This is a genomic window from Frateuria sp. YIM B11624, assembly GCF_049727805.1.
Taxonomy (GTDB): Bacteria; Pseudomonadota; Gammaproteobacteria; order Xanthomonadales; family Rhodanobacteraceae; genus Frateuria_A.
On sequence record NZ_JBCNYA010000028.1, the window covers coordinates 33,389 to 57,723 of the forward strand.

General features: G+C 70.0%; 16 protein-coding genes and 1 riboswitch. Of the genes, 12 read left to right on the plus strand and 4 right to left on the minus strand.

What is annotated here, in order from left to right; all coding sequences use genetic code 11:
• Positions 1-45: 45 nt before the first annotated feature.
• From AAIL17_RS14120 to AAIL17_RS14135, 4 genes are all read left to right on the plus strand, one after another.
• Complete coding sequence (locus AAIL17_RS14120) at positions 46-540, plus strand: ATP-dependent zinc protease (RefSeq protein ID WP_424683491.1); 495 nt, start codon at positions 46-48, stop codon at positions 538-540.
• Positions 537-1,415 (plus strand): 30S ribosomal protein S6--L-glutamate ligase, encoded by an 879-nt coding sequence (rimK, locus tag AAIL17_RS14125; protein ID WP_424683492.1) that lies wholly within the window; start codon positions 537-539, stop codon positions 1,413-1,415. Before AAIL17_RS14120 ends, rimK begins: the two co-directional genes overlap by 4 nt.
• 327 nt (positions 1,416-1,742) lie before the next feature.
• The gene (locus tag AAIL17_RS14130) at positions 1,743-2,429 is read left to right on the plus strand and encodes a response regulator transcription factor (RefSeq protein ID WP_091340102.1); all 687 of its coding nucleotides are present in this window, start codon (positions 1,743-1,745) and stop codon (positions 2,427-2,429) included.
• A 15-nt stretch (positions 2,430-2,444) separates the two neighbouring features.
• The gene (locus AAIL17_RS14135; protein WP_424683493.1) at positions 2,445-3,734 is read left to right on the plus strand and encodes a sensor histidine kinase; all 1,290 of its coding nucleotides are present in this window, start codon (positions 2,445-2,447) and stop codon (positions 3,732-3,734) included.
• Positions 3,735-3,878: 144 nt separating this feature from the next.
• On the opposite strand, the gene AAIL17_RS14140 is transcribed toward AAIL17_RS14135, so the two are convergent.
• The 3 genes from AAIL17_RS14140 to metF are packed head-to-tail and all read right to left on the minus strand — an operon-like array spanning position 3,879 to position 6,210.
• Positions 3,879-4,796, minus strand: a complete 918-nt coding sequence (locus AAIL17_RS14140) for a branched-chain amino acid transaminase (RefSeq protein ID WP_424683494.1) — start codon at positions 4,794-4,796, stop codon at positions 3,879-3,881.
• 60 nt (positions 4,797-4,856) lie between these two features.
• Entirely contained in the window at positions 4,857-5,354 is a 498-nt protein-coding gene (locus AAIL17_RS14145) for a DUF4124 domain-containing protein (protein ID WP_424683495.1), read from the minus strand.
• Between the two features lie 31 nt (positions 5,355-5,385).
• A complete protein-coding gene (gene metF / locus AAIL17_RS14150) occupies positions 5,386-6,210 on the minus strand; it encodes a methylenetetrahydrofolate reductase [NAD(P)H] (protein WP_424683496.1) in 825 nt (274 codons plus the stop codon).
• 256 nt (positions 6,211-6,466) lie between these two features.
• Here metF and AAIL17_RS14155 point away from each other — a divergent pair, with 256 nt between their 5' ends.
• Entirely contained in the window at positions 6,467-8,212 is a 1,746-nt protein-coding gene (locus AAIL17_RS14155; RefSeq protein ID WP_424683497.1) for a sensor histidine kinase, read from the plus strand.
• Between the two features lie 107 nt (positions 8,213-8,319).
• On the opposite strand, the gene ahcY is transcribed toward AAIL17_RS14155, so the two are convergent.
• Positions 8,320-9,759, minus strand: a complete 1,440-nt coding sequence (ahcY, locus tag AAIL17_RS14160; protein WP_424683498.1) for an adenosylhomocysteinase — start codon at positions 9,757-9,759, stop codon at positions 8,320-8,322.
• A 50-nt stretch (positions 9,760-9,809) separates the two neighbouring features.
• Positions 9,810-9,884: riboswitch (S-adenosyl-L-homocysteine riboswitch) on the minus strand.
• Between the two features lie 151 nt (positions 9,885-10,035).
• On the opposite strand from ahcY, the gene AAIL17_RS14165 reads away from it, so the two are divergent.
• The 7 genes from AAIL17_RS14165 to AAIL17_RS14195 all read left to right on the plus strand — a co-directional run.
• Positions 10,036-12,891, plus strand: a complete 2,856-nt coding sequence (locus AAIL17_RS14165; protein WP_424683499.1) for a phosphoenolpyruvate carboxylase — start codon at positions 10,036-10,038, stop codon at positions 12,889-12,891.
• A 144-nt stretch (positions 12,892-13,035) separates the two neighbouring features.
• Positions 13,036-14,289 (plus strand): efflux RND transporter periplasmic adaptor subunit, encoded by a 1,254-nt coding sequence (locus AAIL17_RS14170; protein WP_424683500.1) that lies wholly within the window; start codon positions 13,036-13,038, stop codon positions 14,287-14,289.
• A 75-nt stretch (positions 14,290-14,364) separates the two neighbouring features.
• On the plus strand, positions 14,365-15,129 hold the full coding sequence (locus AAIL17_RS14175) for an ABC transporter ATP-binding protein (RefSeq protein ID WP_424683501.1): 765 nt from the start codon (positions 14,365-14,367) through the stop codon (positions 15,127-15,129).
• Positions 15,126-17,558, plus strand: a complete 2,433-nt coding sequence (locus AAIL17_RS14180; RefSeq protein ID WP_424683502.1) for an ABC transporter permease — start codon at positions 15,126-15,128, stop codon at positions 17,556-17,558. Before AAIL17_RS14175 ends, AAIL17_RS14180 begins: the two co-directional genes overlap by 4 nt.
• Positions 17,559-17,612: 54 nt before the next feature.
• Positions 17,613-20,045: an ADOP family duplicated permease gene (locus tag AAIL17_RS14185; RefSeq protein ID WP_424683503.1), complete on the plus strand. Its 2,433-nt coding sequence runs from the start codon at positions 17,613-17,615 to the stop codon at positions 20,043-20,045.
• Positions 20,046-20,085: 40 nt separating this feature from the next.
• Positions 20,086-22,569, plus strand: a complete 2,484-nt coding sequence (locus tag AAIL17_RS14190) for an ABC transporter permease (RefSeq protein WP_424683504.1) — start codon at positions 20,086-20,088, stop codon at positions 22,567-22,569.
• Between the two features lie 32 nt (positions 22,570-22,601).
• On the plus strand, positions 22,602-24,335 hold a 1,734-nt coding region (locus AAIL17_RS14195; RefSeq protein ID WP_424683505.1), incomplete at its 3' end, for an ABC transporter permease.

Here is a 24,335-nt window from a genome sequence, read left to right on the forward strand (position 1 = left end):
CGGAAGCTGCATCTCTTCCCATCGCATTCTTTCGGCCGCACGCCAATGACAGATGTGATCACCCTGGGCTGGCGGGAACGACTGGCGCTGCCGCAACTGGGCATCGAGGTGCTCAAGGCCAAGCTCGATACCGGCGCCCGCTCCAGTTCGCTGCACGTGGACACGCTCGAGGCCTTCGAGCGCGAGGGCGACACGTGGCTGCGTTTCTCGATGACCGTCGGCCTGCGCCACCACCCGCGCATCGTGGCGTGCGAAGCGCCCGCGCTGGACCGACGGGTGGTCATCGACACCGGCGGCCACGGCAGCGAGCGCTGGTTCGTGCGCACCGACGTGCTGATCGCCGGCAGGCGCTTTCCGATCGACGTCAGCCTCACCGACCGCCGCCACATGCTGTTTCCCATGCTGCTGGGCCGCAGCGCGCTGCTCGGGCGCTTCGCGGTCGATCCATCGCTTTCCTACACCCAGCCGCGCTCCCGGTCCGCGTTTGCCGAGCCGGTGCTGCGGGTCATCCACGAACGCCACCACGGCCAGTTTCCATGAAGATCGCGATCCTCTCGCGCAACACGCGGCTGTACTCGACCCGCCGCCTGGTCGAGGCCGCGCGCGAACGCAACCACGTGGTGCGCGTGCTCGATCCGCTGCGCTGCTACGTACGCATCGCGCCGAACAACGTGTCGATCCGCTACAAGGGCAAGGCCCTGAAGGACATCGACGCGGTGATCCCGCGCATCGGCACCACCACCACCTTCTACGGCACCGCGGTGCTGCGCCAGCTGGAGATGATGGGGGTGTACACACCCAATTCCTCCGACGCGGTGCTGCGCGCGCGCGACAAGCTGCGCGCGCTGCAGATCCTTGCCTCGCACGGGCTGGACATGCCGGTGACCGTGTTCGGCGACAACCCGGACGACACCAACGACGTGCTGGCGATGCTCGGCGAGCCGCCGCACGTGATCAAGTTGAACGAAGGTAGCCAGGGCACCGGCGTGGTCCTGGCCGAGAAGCGCAGCGCCTCGCAGAGCGTGATCGAAGCCTTCCGCGGCCTGTACGCCAACTTCCTGGTGCAGGAGTTCATCGCCGAAGCCAACGGCAGCGACCTGCGCTGTTTCGTGGTCGGCAAGAAGGTGATCGCCGCGATGCAGCGCGAGGCCAGCCCCGGCGACTTCCGCGCCAATCTGCACCGCGGCGGCAGTGCGGTGAAGGCGACCCTGAGCGCCGAGGAAAAGCGCATCGCCATCCGCGCGGCGAGCGCGCTGGGCTTGGGGATCGCCGGCGTGGACCTGCTGCGCTCCAAGCGCGGCCCGCTGATCCTGGAGGTGAACGCCTCGCCGGGGCTGGAGGGCATCGAGACGGCCACCGGCGTGGACGTGTCCGGCCACATCATCCGGCACCTTGAGGAGCAGGCGGGCGCCTGAGCTTTCCTTCACGTGGCGCGCACTAGAACGTGCGCGCCGGACGCGTCCGTTAACGGGCGCGTCAACCGTGGTTAACCGCACCGTAACCGCCCGGGCCCTATAAAGACCCCACTGCAATGTGCGGCGCCGGGCGCAGGTCCGGGGTCCGCAGATTCGGTATCGGGGCAGTAAGCTTGGGCCCAGGTGCGGCGACGACGAGTCGGGCATCTGGGCCTTTTTATTGGCCGCGGGTTTGACCACGGGGTTCTGCCGGCCACGGTGCGGCCGCCCGCATGGCAAGCTTGTTAAGCTTCTCAATTTGGTGGCCAGTGGCCTTTGGAGTGGCGCATGCGTGTCCTTGTGATCGAAGACAACAGCGATATCGCGACCAACATTGGCGACTATCTGGAAGACCGCGGTCACGTGGTCGACTTCGCCGGCGATGGCGTGACCGGCCTGCACCTGGCGGTGGTGCACGATTTCGACGTGATCGTGCTCGACCTCACCCTGCCGGGCATGGACGGCCTGGACGTGGCGCGCAAGCTGCGCCACGAGGCGCACAAGCAGACGCCGGTGCTGATGCTCACCGCGCGCGACGCGCTGGAGCAGAAGCTCACCGGCTTCGAGTCCGGCGCCGACGACTACATGACCAAGCCGTTCGCGCTGCAGGAACTGGCCGCGCGGCTGGAAGTGCTTGCGCGCCGCGGCAAAGGCCCGCAGAGCCGCGTGCTGAAGGTGGCCGACCTCACCTACAACCTGGACACGCTCACCGTCAGCCGCGACGGCAAGTCGATCCAGTTGAACCCGATCGGCCTGAAACTCCTGCAGGCGCTGATGGAAGCCAGCCCCTCGGTGGTCACCCGTCAGGACCTGGAGCAGCGCGTGTGGGGCGAGGAGCTGCCGGACAGCGATTCGCTGCGCGTGCACATCCACGGTCTGCGCGCGGCGATCGACAAGCCGTTCGACAAGCCGCTGATCCACACGCGCCACGGCATCGGTTACCGCATGGTCGAGCCCGACGCGGTCCAGGCCTGACGCAAGCCACGCCTGATGTTGTCCAGACGCAAGCTGCGGTTCCGCCTGATCGTCTCCTTCGCGCTGTTCGGCTTCGGCCTCAGCGCGTTGTTTGCTTTTTCGGCGCTCAATATCCGCGCACGAGTCGAGGACCAACTGGTTACCGCCACCCTGCTCGACGAAGTCGACAATCTCAATCGCCAAGTCCACGAGCACCCGGAGCGCCAGCCGAAGTTCGGCATCGTGGAGGCGTGGACCTGGAGCGATCGCACGATCTACAAGGCGCCGCTGGAATGGCAACATCTGGACAATGGCGTCCATGATGTGAGTGAAACCGGATCCGATGGCAAGACGCGCCACTACAAGCTGGCGGTCGAGCACAAGAACGGTATCTACAGTTTCCTGCGGTACGACGTCTCCCGCGATGAATTGAGCAAGCAGCAACTGCTGATCAGCGTGATCGGCGCGGTGTTCCTGTTCGGCCTGCTCTCGCTCACGATCGGCCTGTGGCTTTCGCGCAAGGTGTTGAAGCCGGTCAGCGAACTGGCCGCGCGCCTGCGCGACTTCCGCAAGGCGGGCAAGGCCGAGCCGCTGGCGCCGCACTTCGCCGACGACGAGGTGGGCGAGCTGGCGCTGGCGCTGGACGAGTACGCCGCGCGTCTGACCGCGATGGTCGAGCGCGACCGCGAATTCAATTCCGACGTCAGCCACGAACTGCGCACGCCGCTGGCGGTGATCGCCAGCACCACCGAACTGCTGCAGGGTTCGCCCGACCTCACGGACAAGCTGCGCGAGCGCCTGAAGCGCATCGAGCGTTCCTCGCGCCAGGCCACCGAACTGATCGAGGCGCTGCTGCTGCTCTCGCGCGCCGAGCGGCGCGGCCCCACGCGCGGCGAGACCACCGAAGTGGGCAAGGTCGCCGCCGACGTGATCGAAAGCCAGCGCCCGCAGATGCGCGACAAGCCGCTGGACATCGAGCTGGCGGTGAACGAGCCGGTGAGCGTCAACGCCCCGGCGTCGGTGCTGTCGGTGGCGCTGACCAACCTCATCGGCAACGCGATCAAGTACACGCTCGAAGGCCTGGTGCGGGTGGAGATCGGTAACGGGCGCATCGAGGTGATCGATACCGGTCCGGGGATCAAGCCGGAGGATGCCGAGCGGCTGTTCCAGCGCGGCGTGCGCGGCGAGGGCGCCGGCGGCAGTGGCGCCGGGCTGGGCCTGGCGATCGTGCGCCGGCTGTGCGACCTGTACGGCTGGCAGGTCTCGATGCGCCCGCGCAGCGACGCCAACGGGGCGATCGCCAGCCTCGTCTTCGAACCCGCCTGACCAGGATCTACTCCCTCTTCCCTCCGGGGAGAGGGCTGGGGTGAGGGGCCGGGGCTCGCGGGGAAGCTTGTGACCCAAAAGCGAAAGGCCGCGCGATGGCGGCCTTTCATTTCGGTGGGCCAAAGCCCGCGTCCTCACCTTTGTTCAGACCGGCTCCAGCCAGCCCCACTGGTCGTTGGTGCGCCCGTCGAACAGCCCGAAGTACAGCTCCTGCAGCCGCCGCGTCACGCGCCCGGCGGTGCCGTTGCCGACCTGCTTGCCGTCGATCGAGCGGATCGGCGTGACCTCGGCGGCGGTGCCGCACATCAGCACCTCGTCGGCCAGATACAGGTACTCGCGCGGCAAGTCGCGCTCGACCACTTCGATACCGTCCTCGCGCGCCAGCGTCTTGAGCGTGTCGCGGGTGATGCCGGTGAGGATCGAGGCGCTCGCCGGCGTGGTGTGCAGCACGCCATCGAAGACTAGGAACAGGTTCTCGCCCGCACCCTCGCTGAGCAGGCCGGTATTGGCCAGCGCGATGCCCTCGCCGAAACCGAGGCGACGCGCCTCGCGCGCGATCAGCTGGCCGGAAAGGTAGTTGCCGCCGGCCTTGGCGCCGGCCGGAATGGTGTTCGGCGCGAAACGCTGCCAGCTCGACACGCAGGCGGTGATGCCCTGTTCCAGCGCCTCCGGCCCGAGGTACGGGCCCATCGGCCAGGCGGCGACCGCGACGTCGATCGGCGTCTCCGCCGAGAGGCCGAAACCGCCCAGGCCGCGATAGGCCACCGGGCGCAGGTAGGCCGCGGTCAGGCCGTTCTTCCTGATCACCTCGCGGCAGGCCGCGGCCAGTTCGTCCTGCGAGTACGGCAGCACCATGTCGTAGATGCGCGCCGACTGGTACAGGCGCTTCAGGTGGTCGGTCAGGCGGAAGATCGCCGCGCCGTCGGGCGTGGCATAGCTGCGGATGCCTTCGAACACGGAAGAGCCGTAATGCAGCGCATGCGACATCACGTGGGTGGTGGCCTCGCGCCACGGCTTGATCGTGCCGTTCTGCCAGATCCACTCGGGGTATTGCTGCGCCATGACGGTTCTCCTTGCAGGGGACCGCCCATGATAGCGCCGGGTGCCATCGCCCGCGCGTGCCTACTCCTGCCGCAACCACAGGCAGCCGGAGTGCGCTTCGATGAGGAAGCGCGTGTCGCCGCTGCCCTCGCCGTCGTCCACGGCGGTGTGCACGATGAGTTCCGTACCGCCTTCGTCCGGCAGGTCGATGCCCACCAGTGGCCGCTGCATCAGCGTCGCCAGCGAACGGATATCCGCCACTGCCGCGTGCTGGCCGTAGCCGCCCCACAACATCAGCCCGGCCAGGCGGTTGGCGTCGCGATTGGCGAAGGCGTCCACCACGGCTGCGCGCAATTCCTCCACGTCGGCCGCGCAGGTGGTCGCCGGCGGACGCAGCGAGGGCGCGGCGGCGCTCGCCGAGGAGGCGGGCGCCGGCGTGGCCTGCAGGCTGCTGCAGGGCTGGTCGGTGAACACCGGATGGCCGTCCGCGGCAACGCAGTGGAAGATCGGCGTCTGCGCCCGCGCGGGCAGGGCGGTCAGCAGCAACAGCAGCAGGAGGGCGAAGCGCAGTGCGGGCATCGCCCGAGCATAGCCCTCCGGTGCAAACGCTTCAGTGCAGTTGCGCAAGCACCGCTTGTGTCGCCCGGGCGCGGTTCAGCGTGTAGAAATGCAGCCCCGGCGCGCCGCCTTCGAGCAGGCGCCGGCACAACTGCGCCACCACTTCGGCGCCGAGCGCGCGGATCGCCTCGGCGTCATCGCCGTGGGCCTGCATGCGCTTGGCGATCCAGCGCGGGATCTCTGCGCCGCAGGCGTCGGAGAAGCGCTTCAACTGGCTGAAGTTGGTGATCGGCATGATGCCCGGCACGATCGGCACGTCGACGCCCAGCCGACGCACGTCGTCGACGAAGCGGAAGTAGGCGTCCGGGTTGAAGAAGTACTGCGTGATCGCGCCGTCCGCACCGGCATCGATCTTCGCCTTGAAGTGATGCAGGTCGCGCAGCGCGTCTTCGGCCTGCGGATGGATTTCCGGATAGGCCGCCACCTCGATGCGGAAATGTCCGCCCGAATGCTCGCGGATGAAGGCCACCAGTTCGGCCGCGTAGCGGAAATCGCCGGGCGAGGCCATGCCCGAGGGAAGATCTCCGCGCAGCGCCACGATACGGCGATAGCCGGCTGCGCGATAGCCCTCCAGCAACGCGGCGATCTCCGCGCGCGTGCCGCCCATGCACGACAGATGCGGCGCCACCGCCAGGCCGTGCTCGCCGTGCAGCCGCGCGACCGTGTCGCCGGTGTAGCTCAGCGTGGAGCCGCCCGCGCCGAAGGTCACCGAGACATAGTCCGGCGCATAGGCCTTCAGCACCTGCGCGGCGCGGTCGAGCTGCGCGCGCTGCTCGTCGGTCTTGGGCGGGAAGAATTCGAAGCTGATGGCGGGCATCGGTGGGTTCCTGCGGGCTGTGGCGGGCATTATACGTTTATCGCGATGAAGCGATACATCAATGACAACCTCGCTCGAACCCTCGCCCGCAGGTGCCGGACGAGAGAGCGGGCCGCAGGCAACATCGGCTGCTGCGCGTGTAAATCGCCGTCATCCCGCTTCCGTGCCGGCAGTGGTTGGGGGGGACGAAAACCGCATCGCTGGCTTCATGCGTTCGGGCGCCGCGAATGGTCATCGGGAACGCAAGGTTGCGCGGATGCTAGTCTTCCTGTCTGGCCTGCCGTGGTCCGCCGGGAGAGATACGCGTGGTGCGCGTGATCCTCGCGACCGCCTGCCGTCACTGGAGACGAGTGGAATGACGAGCGCAAGCGGCGAGCAAGCGCCGATCGCGGCCCCGCCGCGCGCGGGATACACGTCCACGAGCCCTGGCGAGGCCTGCGGCACGGTGCCGCTGGAAGCCATCCTGAGGACCGACGAGCTCTGGCGACGCCCGAACCGTGCGCCCGACCACGAGAGCGAAAACCGCGCGCTCGCCAGGCTCGCGCAGGCCCTGGGCGAAGCGCCGCAGGCGATTCTCCAGACGCTTGCCGACACGACGCGGGACGTGCTGAACGCCGATTCGGCCGGCATGAGCCTGCTCACCAACGATGGCTCCGCCTTCTATTGGGCCGCGATCGCGGGCGACTGGAGTCCGCACCTGGGCGGCGGTACGCCGCGCGACTTCGGACCGTGCGGCGACGTGCTCGACCGCAACGCGCCGCTGCTCTTCACCCGCTGGGAAAAGCGTTATCCCTATCTGGCCGAGGCGGTACCGCTCGCGGAGGAAGGACTGCTGGTGCCCTTCCACGTGGATGGCAAGGCGGTGGGCACGATCTGGGTCATCGCCCACAGCGCGCATCGCAGGTTCGATGCCGAGGACCTGCGCCAGCTCGAAAGCATGGCGCGCTTCGCCTCGGCCGCGTACCGGACGGTCAAGCTGTTGGATGCGCACGACGCCGGCCGCGCGGCCCTGGAGAGCCTCGAACGGGTGCGCGAATCCGAGCACCGCTTTCATCAATTGCTGCAGGCGCTTCCCGCGGCCATTTACACCACCGACGCGGACGGCAGGATCGACTTCTACAACGAAGCCGCCGTCGAGTTCGCCGGCCGGCGACCCGAAAGCGGGAATCACTGGTGCGTCACCTGGCGCCTGCTCAATCCGGACGGCTCGTCGTTGCCGCACGAGGCGTGCCCGATGGCGGTCGCCCTGAAGGAAGGCCGCCCGGTTCGCGGTGACGAAGCGATCGCTGAGCGCCCGGACGGCACGCGGCGCTGGTTCACGCCCTATCCGACGCCCTTGCGGGATCCGTCCGGCCGGTTGACGGGCGCGATCAACATGCTGGTGGACATCACCGAACGCAAAGAGGCCGAGCAGCGGCAGAAGCTGCTGCTGGACGAGCTCAACCATCGCGTGAAGAACACCCTGGCCTCGGTGCAGTCGGTGGTGGTGCAGGCAGCGAAAAGCGCGCGCAACGTGGAGGAATTCCGGCATGCGGTCGAGGGCCGCATCCTGGCGATGAGCAGGGCGCACGACCAGCTCAGCCGGCGCAGTTGGGCGGATGCCGAACTCCACGAGCTGCTGAAGGCCTGCGTCGCGCCCTACCTCAGCAGGGCCAACGTCGCGCTCGATGGGAGCCACACGATCGTCGCACCGCGTGTAGGCCTGATGCTCTGCATGGCGATCCACGAGCTTGCGACCAACGCGGCCAAGTACGGCGCCCTGTCCACCCCGTGCGGCCGTGTGGACGTGGGCTGGAGCGTCGAGAAGGCGGGGGCGCAACGCATGCTTCACCTGCGTTGGCTGGAGCGGAATGGCCCGACGGTCACGCCGCCGAAGCGCCACGGCTTCGGCACACGTCTGCTGGAACGCGGCATCCAGGCGGAACTGCATGGCAAGACTTCGATCCGGTATCCGCCAGCCGGCCTGGAATGCGACATCGAAATCCCGCTCGTGTCCGGGTAAGGACTTCCCGCGTTGGCCGGCGTGGCGTGTTCGCGCACCCGCCTGCGTCGCCGAACAAAGAAAAAGGGCCGCATCGCTGCGGCCCTCTTCGTTGGTGAGCGGATCGCTCAGTAGCGGTAATGCTCCGCCTTGTACGGCCCTTCCACCGGCACGCCGAGGTACGCGGCCTGCTCGGTCGTCAGCGTGGTCAGCTTCACGCCGATCTTCTCAAGGTGCAGGCGCGCCACTTCCTCGTCCAGCTTCTTGGGCAGGATGTAGACCTTCGGCTCGTACAGGTCCTTGTTCGCCCACAGGTCGATCTGCGCCAGCGTCTGGTTGGAGAACGAGTTGGACATCACGAAGCTCGGGTGGCCGGTGGCGCAGCCGAGGTTCACCAGGCGGCCTTCGGCCAGCAGGAAGATGCTGCTGCCGTTCTTGAACGTGTATTTGTCCACCTGCGGCTTGATGTTGAGGCGTTCGGCGCCCGAGGCGTTCAGCGCATCGACCTGGATCTCGTTGTCGAAGTGGCCGATGTTGCAGACGATCGCCTGGTCCTTCATCGCCTGCATGTGCTCCAGGCGGATGACGTCCTTGTTGCCGGTGGTGGTGACGTAGATGTCGCCGCGGCCCAGGGTCGACTCGACGGTGTTGACCTCGAAGCCTTCCATCGCCGCCTGCAGCGCGTTGATCGGGTCGATCTCGGTGACCACCACGCGCGCGCCGTAGGCACGCAAGGAATGCGCGCAGCCCTTGCCGACGTCGCCGTAGCCGCACACCACCGCGACCTTGCCGGCCAGCATCACGTCCATCGCGCGCTTGAGGCCATCGGCCAGCGACTCGCGGCAACCGTACAGGTTGTCGAACTTGCTCTTGGTGACCGAGTCGTTGACGTTGATCGCCGGGATCAGCAGCTTGCCTTCCTGCGCGAGCTGGTAGAGGCGGTGCACGCCGGTGGTGGTCTCTTCCGAGACACCCTTCCAGTCCTTGACCACGGTGTGCCAGTAGCCCGGGCGCTCCTTGTGCACGCGCTTGAGCAGGTTCTTGATCACCTGCTCCTCGTGGCTGCCCGAGGCGGTGTTCACCCAGTCGCTGCCGTTCTCGAGCTCGTAGCCCTTGTGGATCAGCAACGTGACGTCGCCGCCGTCGTCGACCACCAGCTGGGGACCGAGGAAACCGCCCTTGCCGTCGGGGAAGCTCAAGGCGTCGAGCGTGCAGTCCCAGTACTCCTCCAGCGTCTCGCCCTTCCAGGCGAACACCGGCGTGCCGGTGGCGGCGATCGCCGCGGCGGCATGGTCCTGTGTCGAGAAGATGTTGCACGAGGCCCAGCGCACGTCGGCGCCGATGTCCTTGAGCGTTTCGATCAGCACCGCGGTCTGGATGGTCATGTGCAGCGAGCCGGTCACGCGCACGCCCTTGAGCGGGGCCTGCGGGGCGTACTTGCGGCGGATCGACATCAGGCCGGGCATCTCGTGCTCGGCGATGTCCAGCTCCTTGCGGCCGAAATCGGCCAGGGAGATATCGCGGATCTTGTAGTCGTGGTTCGGATGGGCCTGGATGGCGGCGTTCATGCTTGTCTCCGGTTCTTTGGGGAACCTTCGCCATTGCGGGCGAAGGTCCGCATGGGTGAGCGCCGTTGCTGCACATGTCCGCCGAGCCTGGCCGTCGCACGACGGTCGCAGCGCCCCTCGGTGGGCACGAAAGGGACGCATTATAACGCGCCGCCGCGTCCATGCAGGCGCGACGGCAGGTCCGTGCGCCCGTGCACGAAACCCTCTCGCGCCGTTGATCGTGTTGCACTGCATCATCCTGCGGTAGTCTTCCCCGACGCCCACCGGAGGATCCCCATGGAAGCCAGCCGCGACGCCGACTACCTGCCGCATGATGGTCCCCTGCGCGAAGACGTCGGCAAGCTCGGCCGGCTGGTCGGGCGGATGCTGGCCGAACAGGGTGGCGAGGCGTTCTTCCAGCGCGTGGAAACGGTGCGCCAGGCGGCGATCCGGCGGCGTCGCGAAGGCGAGCCGCCGGCCGCGCTGTCCGGCACGCTCGACGGTCTGCACACGGGCGAAGCCGAGGCGCTGGCGCGCGCCTTCGCCACCTACTTCCAGGCGGTGAACACCGCCGAGCGCGTGCACCGCATCCGCCGCCGCCGCGATTACCAGCGCGAAGGCAGCGCGCCGCAGCCCGAATCGCTGCTGGACGTGCTGGGCCGGCTCAAGGCCGAAGGCGTCGGCGCCGAGGAACTGCTGGACTGGCTCGCGCGGCTGTGGATCGAGCCGGTGTTCACCGCCCATCCCACCGAGGCGGTACGCCGCTCGCTGCTGGAGAAGGAGCAGGCGATCGTGCGCGCGCTGGTCGACGGCTTCGACCCGGGCCGCACGCCGCAGGAACGCGCCGAGGACGAGGACCGCATCTACATGGCGCTCTCCACCGGCTGGCAGACCGCGGAGGCTTCGCCGGTGCGCCCCACCGTGCGGGACGAGCACCACCACGTCGGCTTCTACCTGGCCAACCCGGTCTACCGCATCGTGCCGGCGCTGTATGAGTCGCTCGCCGACGCGCTGCAGTCGGTCTACGGCGTGGCCGCGCCGCTGCCGCGCCTGCTCGGCTTCGCCAGCTGGGTCGGCGGCGACATGGACGGCAATCCCAACGTCGGCGCCGACACCATCGCCGCCAGCCTGGCCACCCAGCGCGCGCACGTGCTGGAGCACTACGTCGCCGACGTCGCCGCTCTGGCGCGCCTGCTCAGCCAGACCGAAGGGCGGGTGGCGGTCGATGCCGAACTGGTGTCGCGCCTGGCCGACTACCGCGAACGTTTCCCGCAGGCCGCCGCGCGCATCCGTCCGCGCCATGCGGACATGCCCTACCGCTGCCTGCTCACCCTGATCGGCGCGCGGCTGGAGGCGAGCGGCGAGAACGAGCATGCCGAAGGCTATGCCTCGCCCGCGGAGCTGCTCGACGACCTGCAACGGATCGACCGCAGCCTGCTCGCCCACTGCGGCCTGCACGCCGGCGCCTACGCCGTGCGGCGACTGATCTGGCGCGTGCGCACCTTCGGTTTCCACCTGGCGCGGCTGGACGTGCGGCAGGATTCGCGCGTGCACGACGACGCGCTCGCCGCGCTGCTGGGCGACGACGCCTGGTCGGGCCGCGACGAGGCCGATCGTGCGTCGCGGCTGCAGCCCTACGCCGGTGGAGATGCGGCCTTCGGATCCTGCGCGGATGCTACGGTCACCGCCCTGCGCGATGTCTTCAGCACCATGCGCGATGCACGCGCGCGCTACGGCGCCGAAGCCACAGGCCTCTACGTGATCAGCATGGCCCGCTCCGCCGCCGACGTGCTTGCGGTGCTCGCGCTCGCCCGATATGGCGGCCTTGCGCAACCTGCTCCCTCTCCCCTTCGGGGAGAGGGCTGGGGTGAGGGGCCGCTCTTGCGGGGAGCCGCCAATGAGGAGCCCGCATCTGCCGGCTCCTCCGCGAGCCCCGGCCCCTCATCCGGCCCTTCGGGCCACCCTCTCCCCGGAGGGGAGAGGGACCAGAGCGTGCCGCTGGACATCGCGCCGCTGTTCGAAACCATCGACGATCTCGTCCACGCGCCGGCCACGCTGCGCGCGCTGCTCGACGACCCGGTCTACCGCGCCCACCTGCGCTCCCGCGGCGACCGCCAGTGGGTGATGCTGGGCTATTCCGACAGCGGCAAGGACGGCGGCACGCTGGCCTCGCGCTGGGCGTTGCAGCGCGCCCAGGTCGAGCTGCTGCAGGTGGCGAAGCAGGCCGGCATCCGCCTGGCCTTCTTCCACGGCCGCGGTGGTTCGGCCAGCCGCGGCGGCGGGCGCATGGCGCCGGCGCTGATGTCCTCGCCGCGCGGCTCGGTCGCCGGCGTGCTGCGCGTGACCGAGCAGGGCGAGGTGATCCATCGCAAGTACGGCATCCGCGCGCTGGCGCTGCGCAACCTGGAGCAGACCGTCAGCGCCGTGCTGCGCGCCTCGCTGCGCCCGCGTGCGCACGAGGCGCGCGAGGCGGCCTGGCGCGAACGCATGGAGGCGCTCGCCGCGCACAGCCGCCGGCATTACCGCGCACTGGTCGAACGCGAAGGCTTCGTCGAGTACTTCCGCACCGCCACGCCGATCGACGTGGTCGAGCGCATGACCCTGGGCTCGCGCCCGGCCAGCCGGCGCAGCATGCGCGGCGTGCAGGACCTGCGCGCGATCCCGTGGGTGTTCGCCTGGACCCAGTGCCGCTCGATCATCACCGGCTGGTACGGGCTCGGATCCGCACTGGAGCAGGGCGCCGCCGAGTTCGGCGAGCAGGCGATGGCCGAGATGGCGCGCGACTGGCCGTTCCTCGCCAACGCGCTGGACGACGTGGCGATGGTGCTGGCCAAGTGCGACCTGGACATCGCCGAGGCGTTCTCGCGCCTGTCCGGCGACCTGCACGCACCGTTCTTCGCGCTCGTCCGCGAGGAGTTCGAGCGCACCCGCCGCTGGCTGCTCAGGCTCAAGGGCGGCGATGCGCTGCTGGCCGACAACCCGCGGCTGGCGGTCTCGATCCGCCTGCGCAATCCGTACGTCGACCCGATGAGCCTGCTGACCGTCGACCTGCTGGCCCGCTGGCGTGCCGGCGGCAGCGAGGACGAGGCGCTGCTGCGCGCGCTGGTCGCCTGCGTCAACGGCGTCTCGCAGGGCCTGCAGAACACCGGCTGAGGGCAGGGGCAAGCGGCGCGTACCGGGCCGTCCGCCCGCGGATGCCCGCCATCCGAAAGCGGACGGCCGGGGTGCCGCCGCGGGCGGGAACCCGCCATGCCATGCGGTTCCTGCGGTTGGCACGCCTGTTGCCAACAGTCCTGCATGGATATCGCCAACACTGCCCTGAAGCTCCGCAAGCGCCGCCGCCTGCGCTGGGCCATCGCCGCCGGGTCCCTCGTGCTCGTGGCGCTGGCCATCGTCATCCTGCGGCTGGGGCCGGCGCTGCCGACCGCCGACCGTTCCAGCCTGTGGATCGACGCCGTGCAACGGGGCGACATGCTGCAGGAGGTGCGCGCCACCGGCACGCTGGTGCCCCGTTCCAGCCGCTGGCTCGCCGCGGCTACCTCCGCGCAGGTGCAGGAGATCCTGGTCTGGCCCGGTGCCACGGTGAAACCCGGCACCGTGCTGATGCGCCTGGCCAATCCGGAAGTCGAGGACGCGCTGCGCAACGCGCAGGCGCAGCTCGCCGCCGCCGAGGCCGAGGTCGCCGCCAAGCGTGCCGAGCTGCACTCGCAGTTGCTGGACGAACGCGCCGCGCTGGCCCAGGCGCAGTCCGACTACGCCCAGGCCGAGGTCAAGGCGCAGGCCGACGCCAAGGCGGTGCAGAAGGACCTGATCCCGCGCGTGCAGTACGAGCAGGGCCTGATCGCCCTGAAGCAGCTCAAGTCGCGCATGCAGATCGAGCAGGAGCGCGTCGACAGCTTCGCCGGCAGCATGAAGGCGCAGATGGATGCCGCGCAGGCGCGCGCGCAGCAGCAGCGCAGCAACCTGGTGCTGCGCCAGCGCCAGGCCGATGCGCTGAACGTCACCGCCGGCATCGACGGCGTACTGCAGGAAGTGGCGGTGCAGGAAGGCGCGCGCGTCGCCGAAGGCGCCAACCTGGCGCGCGTGGCGCGGCCGGACGTGCTGATCGCGCGCCTGCAGGTGCCCGAGGTGCAGGCCAAGGACGTGGCGATGGGCATGCCGGTCGGCGTGGACACGCACAACGGCGTGGTGCAGGGCCGGGTCGAGCGGATCGATCCGGCCGTGCGCAACGGCAGCGTGCAGGTGGACGTGGCGCTGGACGGCAGGCTGCCGCCCGGCGCCCGCCCGGATCTCTCGGTGGACGGCCGCATCCGCATCGCGCGGCTGGACAACGTACTCTCGGTCGGCCGCCCGGCCCTGGCCAAGGCCGACGGCGACCTCAGCCTGTTCCGCCTGGACGCCGGCGGCGACACGGCCACGCGCGTGCCGGTGCGCGTCGGCGCAGCCTCGGTCGACCGCGTGCAGGTGCTGCGCGGCCTGAAGGCCGGCGACCGGGTGATTCTTTCCGACACCAGCCAGTGGGACGGCTATGACCGCATCCGCATCGAATAGACGCACCGAACAGAAAGGAACGCGCAGGACCGGGTCGACCCGGCCTGCCATGAAAACGTATTTCCGGGAGAACCGATGAACACCCACACCGACGTCATCACCCTCGACAGCATTCGCAAGATCTTCCAGACCGACGAGGTGGAAACCCACGCACTGTCCGACGTGCATCTGACCATCGCACGCGGCGAGTACGTGTCGATCTCCGGCCCGTCCGGCTGCGGCAAGACCACGCTGCTCTCCATCCTGGGCCTGCTCGACACCGCCAGCGACGGCCGCTACGTGCTCAACGGCCACGACGTCGCCGCGCTCAACGCGGCCGAGCGCGCGCGCATCCGCAACGCCGAGATCGGCTTCATCTTCCAGGCGTTCAACCTGATCGGCGACCTTTCGGTGTTCGAGAACGTCGAGCTGCCGCTGACCTACCGCAGCGGCATCGGCGCGACCGAGCGGCGCGCGCGCGTGCAGGAAGCACTGGAGCGCGTGGGCATGTCGCACCGCATGCGCCATTACCCGGCGCAGCTCTCCGGCGGCCAGCAGCAGCGCGTGGCGGTGGCGCGCGCGCTGGTCGGCAAGCCGGCGATCCTGCTCGCCGACGAACCTACCGGCAACCTCGACTCGCGCAACGGCGAGGCGGTGATGGCGCTGCTGGACGAGTTGCACAAGGGCGGCGCCACCATCTGCATGGTCACCCACGACGCGCGCTACGCGGAACTGGCGCAGCGCAAGATCCGCCTGTTCGACGGCCGCGTGGTCGACGAGGAAACCTTCCACCGCCTGCGTCGCGAGGACGAGCAACGCCTGGACGCGCTGATCGGCAACCGCATCGAGATGGGTGCGTGAACATCTGGCTTGCCGAAATCTGGCGCAGCTGGCGCGCGAGCCTGCGCCGACCCGGCTTCCTGCTGCTGGCCTCGGGCGTGCTGGCGCTGGGTGTCGGCGCCAGCGCCACGGCGTTCGGCCTGCTCGACCAGGTGCTGCTGCGGGCCCTGCCGCTGCCGCAGCCGTCGCAACTGGTGGCGCTGGGCCGCGTGGTGCCCGGACAACCGACGCTGATCTCCGCGCGCGAATACAGGGCGCTCGGAAAGATCGATGGGGTGCGCTCGATCGGTCTGCTCGCGTTCGCCACGCCGCGGATCAACATCGTCGACCACGGCGCGCCGCAGCGCGCGGTGGTCACCTATGCCGACCGCGCGCTGTTGCCGACGATGGGCCTGGATCCCGTGCTCGGGCGCAACTTCAGCGCCCGCGAGGACAGCCCGGGCGGTCCGCGCGTGCTGCTGCTCGCCCACCATTTCTGGAAGGCCCGCTATGGCGCCGATCCGCATGCGGTCGGCCGCACGCTCGAGGTGGAAGGCACGCCCTACACGATCATCGGCGTGCTGCCGGAGCGCTTCGACGTTGCCGGCACCAGCGGCGACATCATGCTGCCGGCGGCGCTGTCGCCGGATGGGCGCGGCAACGGCGGCCTCTACCTGGCGGTGGCGCGCCTGGCCGACGGGGTGGCGATGTCCACCGTGGGCGCACAGGTCGATGCGCGGCTGCAGGCGCTGCGCATGCAGTCCGGTGTGCACGGCGGCGAGCATCCGCGCTTCGGCGCCACCGGCTATGCCGATACCCTGCACGCCCAGTTCGGCCACGTGCTCGTGCTGTTCCAGGCCAGCGCGCTGCTGGTGCTGCTGGTGGCGCTGGTCAACCTGGCCAACCTGATGCTGCTGCGTGCGCTGGCACGCCACCACGAGATGGCGGTGCGCGGCGCGCTGGGCGCGTCGCGCCTGCGCCTTCGCCTGCCGGTGCTGGCCGAAGGCCTGCTGGTCGGCCTGCTCGGCGCCGGCCTGGGCGTGTTGCTGGCGTCGTCGGACCTGCGCGCGCTGGGAAGCATCATTCCGCCGCAGATGACCGGCGGCGAGCTGCACCTGGGCACGCACACCCTGGCGCTGGCCATGCTGGTGGCACTGGCGGGAACCCTGGCGTGCGCTGCTGCGGGTGCCTGGCGCGCACGTGCGATCGCCTCGTTCGACCAGTTGCGCGAAGGCGGCCGCAGCGGCATCGGGCGGCACCGCGGCCGGCTCGGACGCACGCTGGTGGTGGCGCAGGTGACGCTGACCGTGGTGCTGCTGTGCGCATGCGGCATGTTCCTGCGCCAGTTCTGGGACGGCGCGCACGCGCGCTGGGGCTTCGACGACCGGGACGTGCTGACCGCGGAACTGTCGCCGGTGCGCGCCGACTACCCGGACGCGGCGGCCGTGAATGCGATATCGCAGCGCCTGTTGCAGCGCCTGCGCCAGATCCCGGGCGTGCAGGACGCCACGATGGCGACCGGGCTTCCCGTCGGCGATTTCTTCGGGAGGTTCTTCGTCGGCGCGCATGCGCCCGGCGAAGAGCCGGTCAGCGTGCGTTTCCACGGCATCGAGGCCGGTTACCTCCCGCTGTTCGGCATCCATCCGCAACGCGGCCGGCTGTTCGACGCGAGTGATGTCCGCGGCAGCGAGCCGGTGGCGATCGTCGATCGCACCCTGGCCGAGCGGCTGTACGGCGGGCAGGCGCTCGGCCAGCGCATCGCATTGGACGACGCGGGCGCTTCCGGCCAGCCATGGCAGGCACGCATCGTCGGCGTGGTTGCCGACACCGGACCGAGGGACGGCAGGCAGCGCGGCGGCGAGCTGTACCTGCCGCTGGGGCAGATGCCGGATGCTCTGCTGGCCCGCTTCCGCGACGTCCACCCGATGCACCTGGCGCTGCGCGTGCGCGGCAATCCGGACGACTACCGCAAGGCGCTCGTCGACGCGGTCGCGGCGGTGGCGCCGCAGCAGCCGGTCGACAGGCTCCGCAGCATGCAGTCGATCGTGGCCGACATGTCCTCCGGCGGCGCGCTCACCGGCATGTGGATCTGCGGCACGTTCGCGGTGCTCGCGCTGCTGCTGGCCTGCGTTGGCCTGTATGCGGTGATGGCCGTCGCGGTGGCGGCCCGCGAGCACGAGATGGGTGTGCGTTCGGCGTTGGGTGCGCCACCGGCGCGGCTCGCCACGCTGGTGCTGCACAGCGGCCTCGCCCAGATATTCACCGGCCTGGCGGTGGGCATGCTGCTCGCCGCGGCGTTCCCGCGCCTGTTCGAGGCCTCGTTCGCACAGCTCGACTCGCACGCCGCGTTCGGCCCCTGGGTGGCCGGCAGCGTATGCGTGCTGCTGCTGGCCTTCGGCCTGCTCGCCTGCCTGCTGCCGGCCGTGCGTGCCGGGCGGGTGCCACCGATGCGCGCGTTGCGCGGGGAGTAGCGAAATGAACTCGCGCACGAAAGCGAATCTCCGTCCGCACCTGGAGGCCAGGCCATGAACGTATGGCTCGCCGAAATCTGGCACGCCTGGCGCGCCAGCCTGCGCAAGCCGGGCTTCCTGCTGCTGGCCAGCGGCGTGCTGGCGCTGGGTGTGGGCGCCAGCGTGGCGGTGTTCGCGCTGATCGACGCCACGCTGCTGCGCCCGCTGCTGGTGCCGCAGCCCACGCGGCTGGCGGCGATCGGCGACCTGCGGGGTGAGCACGTGCGTTTCATCTCGCCGCTGCAGTACCGCCATCTGGCCTCGCTGGACGGCGTCCGCTCGGTCGGGATGTACCAGGTCGACGTGGTGGCGAACGTCACCGAGGCGGGCGCGGCGGAACAGGTGCCGGCGATCCATGCCGATCGCGGGCTGCTGCCTGCGCTCGGACTGCGCCCGATGCTCGGCCGCAATTTCAGCGCCGACGAGGATCGGCCGGGCGGGCCGCCTGCGGTGCTGCTCGGCTACGGTTTCTGGCAACGTCATTACGGCAGCGACCCCGGCGTGGTCGGGCGCAGTCTCTCGATCGAGAGTGTCTCCCACACCATCGTCGGCGTGCTGCCGCCCACGTTCCAGGCAGTGACGGGCGCAGGTGACCTGGTGTTGCCGCTGGCATTGCCGTCCGACAGCCGGCAGGACGCGGCGAACTACCTGGGCGTCGCGCGCCTGTCTCCCGGTACTTCCATCGCTGCGGTGTCGGCGCAGATCGACGCGCGGCTCAGGACGATGTATCGGGCGATGGGCGAGGAGAAGGAGTCGGACGACCGCTACGGCGCGGAGGACTTCGCGGCGTGGAAGCACCAGGACGTGCGCTCGACGTTGATGCTATTCCTGGCCAGCGGTTGCTTCGTGCTGCTGATCGCGCTGGTGAACCTGACCAACCTGATGCTGCTGCGCGCGCTGTCGCGCAGCCACGATGCTGCCGTACGCAACGCACTGGGCGCGCCGCTGTTGCGGCTGGTGCTGCCGGCGCTGGGCGAGGGACTGCTGGTCGGGGGGTGCGGCGCGCTGCTCGGCATGCTGCTGGCGATGGCGGGACTGGCTTCGCTGCAGGCCTTCGTGCCCACCGAGTGGCTGCCGGACGGCCAACTGCGGGTCGGCGCCGTGGCGTGGCTGCTGGCCTTCGGCGCGGGACTGTGCGGTGCTTCGGTTGCCGCGCTGCTGGCCGTATGGCGCAGCCGCCGCAAGGGCGCGCTGGAGGAACTGCGCGAAGGCGGGCGCAGCGGCATCGGCGCACGCGCCGGCCGGCTCGGCCGCGCCCTGGTGGTCGCGCAGGTGACGCTGGCGGTGGCCCTGCTGTGCGCGGCCGGCCTGTTCATGCACGCGTTGTACGACGCCGCGCGGCTGCCGCTGGGTTTCGGCGGGAACATCCTCACCTTCGAACTGGCGCCGGTAAAGGCGGACTACCCGGATGCCGCAGCGGTGAACTCGCTGGCGGAGCGGCTGGTGGAACGTTTGAGCGATCTCCCCGGCGCCACCGGCGCCGCCGTGACCACCAACCTGCCCAGCAGCGTCGGCATCTCGGGGCAGCTCAACATCAACGTCGGCCTGCCGGACGGCACCAAGCCCAACGTTCAGTACCACGGCGTCGATCCCGGATTCTTCGGGCTGTTCTCGATCCCGCTGCGCGAAGGGCGCACGTTCGACCGCGACGACGCGAGCGGCAGGGAACTGGTCGCCGTGGTCAGCCGCAACCTCGCCGAGCGGATCGACGGCGGCCATGCGCTGGGCAAGCAGGTGCGGGTGGATGGCGGCAACGGCCGGAGCTGGGTGCTGCGCATCGTCGGCGTGGTCGGCGACACCTACCAGGAAGGCCCGCTGTTTCCGCAGGACAGGGTGCTCTACGTGCCGCTGGCGCAGATGCCGGCGCCGCTGATGACGGTGTTCCGCAGCTTCGAACCGTTGCGTTTCGCCGTGCGCGGCCATGGCGATCCGATGCAGTGGCGTTCAGCCATCCTCGCAGCGGTGGCCGAAGTCGCGCCGACACAACCGATCGCCAACCTGCGTTCGATGGACAGCATCGTCAATGAGACGACGCGTGACGCCCGCCTCAGCCTGTGGCTGGTCGGCCTGTTCGCCGCGCTGGCACTGCTGCTCGCCGGCGCGGGGATGTACGCGGTGATGGCGGTCGCGGTGGCGGCGCGCGAGCGCGAGCTGGGCGTGCGCACCGCACTGGGGGCATCGCCGTCGCGTCTGCTCGGCCTGGTCCTGCGCGGCGGCCTGCGGCAGCTCGCCATCGGCCTGGCGCTGGGCGTTGCCGGCGTGCTGTTCGCCGCGCACGGCCTGTCGAGGGTGCTGATGGAACTGCTCGGTCGCGCCGACGGGCTCGATCCGGTCGTGCTGCTCGGTGTCTGCGTGGTGCTGCTCGCGGCCGGCCTGCTGGCCTGCCTGTTGCCTGCAATGCGCGCGGCACGGGTGCATCCCATGCGCGCCCTGCGCAATGACCCGTGACCCATGTGATGCACAGGAACCATTCAATGAGAGCGAACGCATGAATATCTGGCTCACCGAAATCTGGCGCAGCTGGCGCGCGAGCCTGCGCCGGCCCGGCTTCCTGCTGCTGGCCTCGGGCGTGCTGGCGCTTGGCATCGGCGCCAGCGTGTCGGTATTCGCGTTGATCGACCATGTGCTGCTGCGGCCCTTGCCCTATGCCGACGCCGGACAATTGATCGCGCTCGGGCCGGTCGAGCCGGGCGGAGTAAGCGAAATCTCGCCCCAGCAATACCAGCACATGCAGTCGGTCGGCGGCATTGCCTCGATGGGACTGATCCGGAACGAACTGCAGGTGGTCAACGTGGCCGGCGCCGGTGAGCCCGAACAGGTCGATGCCGTTCTTGCCGACCGGGGCCTGTTGCTCACGCTCGGTGTGCACATGCGGCTGGGCCGTGGCTTCTCGGAGCAGGAGGATCGGCCGGGCGGACCGCAGGCAGTGATCCTTTCCGAAGGCTACTGGCGCCGCCGCTACGGTGCCGCGCCCACGGTGATCGGCCAGAGCCTGGTCGTCGAGGGCGTGTCGAGGACCATCGTCGGCGTGCTGCCCGCGAGTTTCGACCAGTTCGGCGAGGGCGCCCTCATGCTGCCGCTCGCACTGCCTGCGAATACGTACGCCGACGGCAGCATGTACATCGGAGTCGCACGGCTGGCCCGGGGAAGCAGCGCCGCCGTGGTGGGCGCGCGGGTGGACGCCGCCATGCATGCGCTGTACGAGCAGCTCGGCGGACCACAGCTCGAATTCTGGAGCCATCGCCACTTCGCCGGGGAGCCGCTGCCCGCGATGCTGCACCAGCGGCAACGGCCCACCCTGATGCTGTTCCTGGCCAGCGCCCTGTGCGTGTTGCTGATCGCGCTGGTCAACCTGGGCAACGTGATGCTGCTGCGCACCGCGTCGCGCCAGCACGATGCCACCGTGCGCAGTGCGCTGGGCGCGCCGGCATGGCGCCTGGCCGTGCCGGCCTGCGCCGAGGGCGTGCTGGTCGGCGCCATCGGCGCCATCGTCGGCATCGGCCTGTCCGTGGCCGGTCTGTCGCTGTTCGGCCGCTACGTGCCGGTGGACTGGACGCATGGCGAGGTGCTGCGCGTGCCGGCCGGAGTAATGACGCTGGGGTTCGTTCTCGCGATAGCCGGGGCACTGGCGGCGGCGCTGTTCGGCGTATGGCGCGGGTTCGCTTCCACCTCGGTGCGCGAAGCCCTGCACGAAGGCGGCCGCAGTCCGGGCCGCAGTGGCGGCCGCCTCGGGCGGGGGCTGGTGGTGGCGCAAGTGAGCCTGGCCACCTGCCTGCTGTGCGGAGCCGGCCTGTTCCTGCACACGCTCTACGACGCCGCACGCACGCCGCTGGGCTTTTCCAGCGATCACGTGCTCACCTTCGACCTGGCGCCGGTGGCGGCAAGTCACCCCGATAGCGCTTCCACGCAGGAACTGGTGCGGGCGCTGGTGCAGCGCCTGCGCGCCGTGCCGGGCGTCGCGCAGGTCGCGGTCACCAACGGCCTGCCCGCGGGCGACGTCGCGCAGCAGTTCCAGATGGGTGGCGTCCATCCGGTCGGGCAGGATTACCTCAAGTCCAGCCCGCAGATCCGCGGGGTGAATGCGGATTATTTCTCGGTATTCCGCATCGCCCTGCGCCAAGGGCGCGCCTTCGACAGCGAGGACACGGCCGGCGGCGAGCCGGTGGCCATCGTGAACCGCACGCTGGCCGAGCAGGCCTATGGCGGGCACGCGCTGGGCAAGCAGATCGTGGTCAACGACTACAGCGGCTACCCGGTCGGCAAGTCGCTCTCCGGGGATCCGGCGTTCCGCTCGGTGACCGCGCGCATCGTCGGCGTGGTCGGCGACACGCGGCAGTTCGGCCCGCTGGACAACCACAAGCACGCGTTTGTCTATCTCCCGCTTGCGCAGGTGCCCGAACACATCATGAAAGTGTTCCGTTCGCTCCAGCCGCTGCGCTTTGCGCTGCGCGTGCAGGGCGACCCCGATACCTACCGCCAGGCCGTCCATGCGGCCGTCGCCGAGGTGGCGCCGAAGCAGCCGATCGCCAACCTGCGCGCGATGGATGCCGTCGTGCACGCCACCACCGACGACACGCGCCGAGACCTGTTCCTGATCGGCCTGTTCGCGCTGCTGGCGCTGGGGCTGGCGGCGGCCGGGATGTATGCGGTGATGACGGTCGCCGTCGCGGCCCGCCGGCGCGAGTTCGCCGTGCGCATGGCGATGGGCGCGCCGCCGCTGGGCATGGTCGGGCTGGTGCTGCGCGGCGGGCTGCGGCAGATCGCCACCGGCCTGCTGCTTGGCATCGGCATCACCCTGGCCCTGTCGCAGGTGTTGCGTGCCGTGCTGCTGGAGATCGGCCGCAGCGTCGTCGATCCGCTCGCGCTGGCCGGTGTCTGCGCGGCGCTGGCCACCGCCGGATTGCTGGCCTGCATGGGCCCGGCCCTGCGGGCGGCACGGACCGCGCCGATGGGCGCCCTGCGAGGCGACTGAGCATGCAAACCCGATCTGCGAAGGGTGTTCCCATGACCATCTGGCTTGCCGAAATCTGGCGCACCTGGCGCGCCAGCCTGCGCCGCCCCGGTTTCCTGCTGCTCGCCTCGGGCGTGCTCGCGCTCGGCGTGGGCTCGAGCGTGGCGGTGTTCAGCCTGATCGACCGCGTGCTGCTCAAGCCGCTGCCCTACGACCAGCCCGGGCAACTGGTGGCGGTGGGGCCGCTGGAAGGTGCCGACGTCACCGGGATTTCCCCGCAGCAGTACCAGCAACTGCGGGGGCTCGACGGCGTCAGCAGGATGGGCCTCTACATGCCCGGGGCGCCCTCGGTGAACATCTCCGGCCACGGCGAGCCGGTGCTTGCCTCCTCGCTGCAGATCGATCACGACCTGCTGCCCACGCTGGGCGTGCGTCCGCTGCTCGGGCGCAACTTCAGCGCCGAGGAAGACACGCCGCACGGGCCGGCGGTCGCGATGCTCTCGTATGGTCTGTGGCAGCGCCGCTTCGGCGGCGACGCGTCCGTGCTTGGCAAGAGCCTGCTGGTCGAGGGCGTGCCGCACGCCATCGTCGGCGTGCTGCCGTCCGGCTTCGACGCCGAGGGCGACGTGGTGCTGCCGCTGGCGATGCCCGCCAACAGCCGTTCCGACGGCACCAACTACGAGGCCGTGGCGCGGCTGCGATCGCCGACGGCGAAGCGCAGCGTCGCCGCGCAGGTGGACGCACGGCTGCGCGCGTTCTACGCACAGGCCGCCGGCTCCTACGGCGACTGGTGGCGCGGCCGGCATTTCGGCGTGCAGGACCTGCACGCCTTCCGCCATGCCGAGGAGCAGGCACCGCTCGCCCTGTTCACGGGATGCGCGCTGGTGGTGCTGCTGATCGCGCTGGTCAACCTGACCAACCTGATGTTGCTGAGGGCGCTGTCGCGCCGGCACGACGGTGCGGTCCGCGGCGCGCTGGGCGCTTCGGCCTGGCGGCTGGCCCTGCCGGTGCTGGCCGAGGGTTTGCTGGTCGGCGTGCTCGGCGCGCTGGCCGGGTTGGGCCTGGCGGCGGTCGCGCTGGGCGCGCTGCAGAGCTTCATGCCGCCGGACTGGCAGGCGGACGGCCTGTACCCGGGAGCGATGGCGTGGTTGTTCGCCGGAGCCGTCGGTGTGCTGGGCGCGCTGCTGAGCGCAGCCGCCAGCCTGCGCCGCCGCGATGCGCTCGCGATGGACGATCTGCGCGAGGGCGGCCGCAGCGGGCTGGGCCGGCGCAGCGGGCGGCTGGGTCGTGTGCTGGTGATGGCCCAGGTGGCGCTGGCCACCGCGTTGCTGTGCGCCTGCGGCCTGTTCGCGCATGCGCTGCTGGACGCCAGCCGCGTGCAACTCGGCTATCGCACGCAGGGCATCGTCACGTTCGAGCTGGCGCCGATCAAGGCGTTGTATCCCGACGCGGCGGCGGTCGGCCAGTTGTCGCAGCGGCTGGTCGAGCGGCTGCAGCGGTCGCCGGGCGTCATCGCGGTCACCGCCACCACCAACCTGCCGGGCGGACCCTGGCGCGACCAGTTCAACCTGGGCGGGTTGCATCCGCCGGGCGGCGAGGACGACAACGCGCAGTTCCACGCGGTCGACGAGCATTACTTCGATCTGTTCGGCATCGCCGTGCGCGAAGGGCGCGCATTCGCCGCCACCGACGTGCGCGGCGGCGAGCCGGTGGCGATCGTCAATCGCACCTTGGCCGACCGCTGGTATGGCGGCCATGCGCTGGGCAAGCTGATCCAGCGCGGCAGC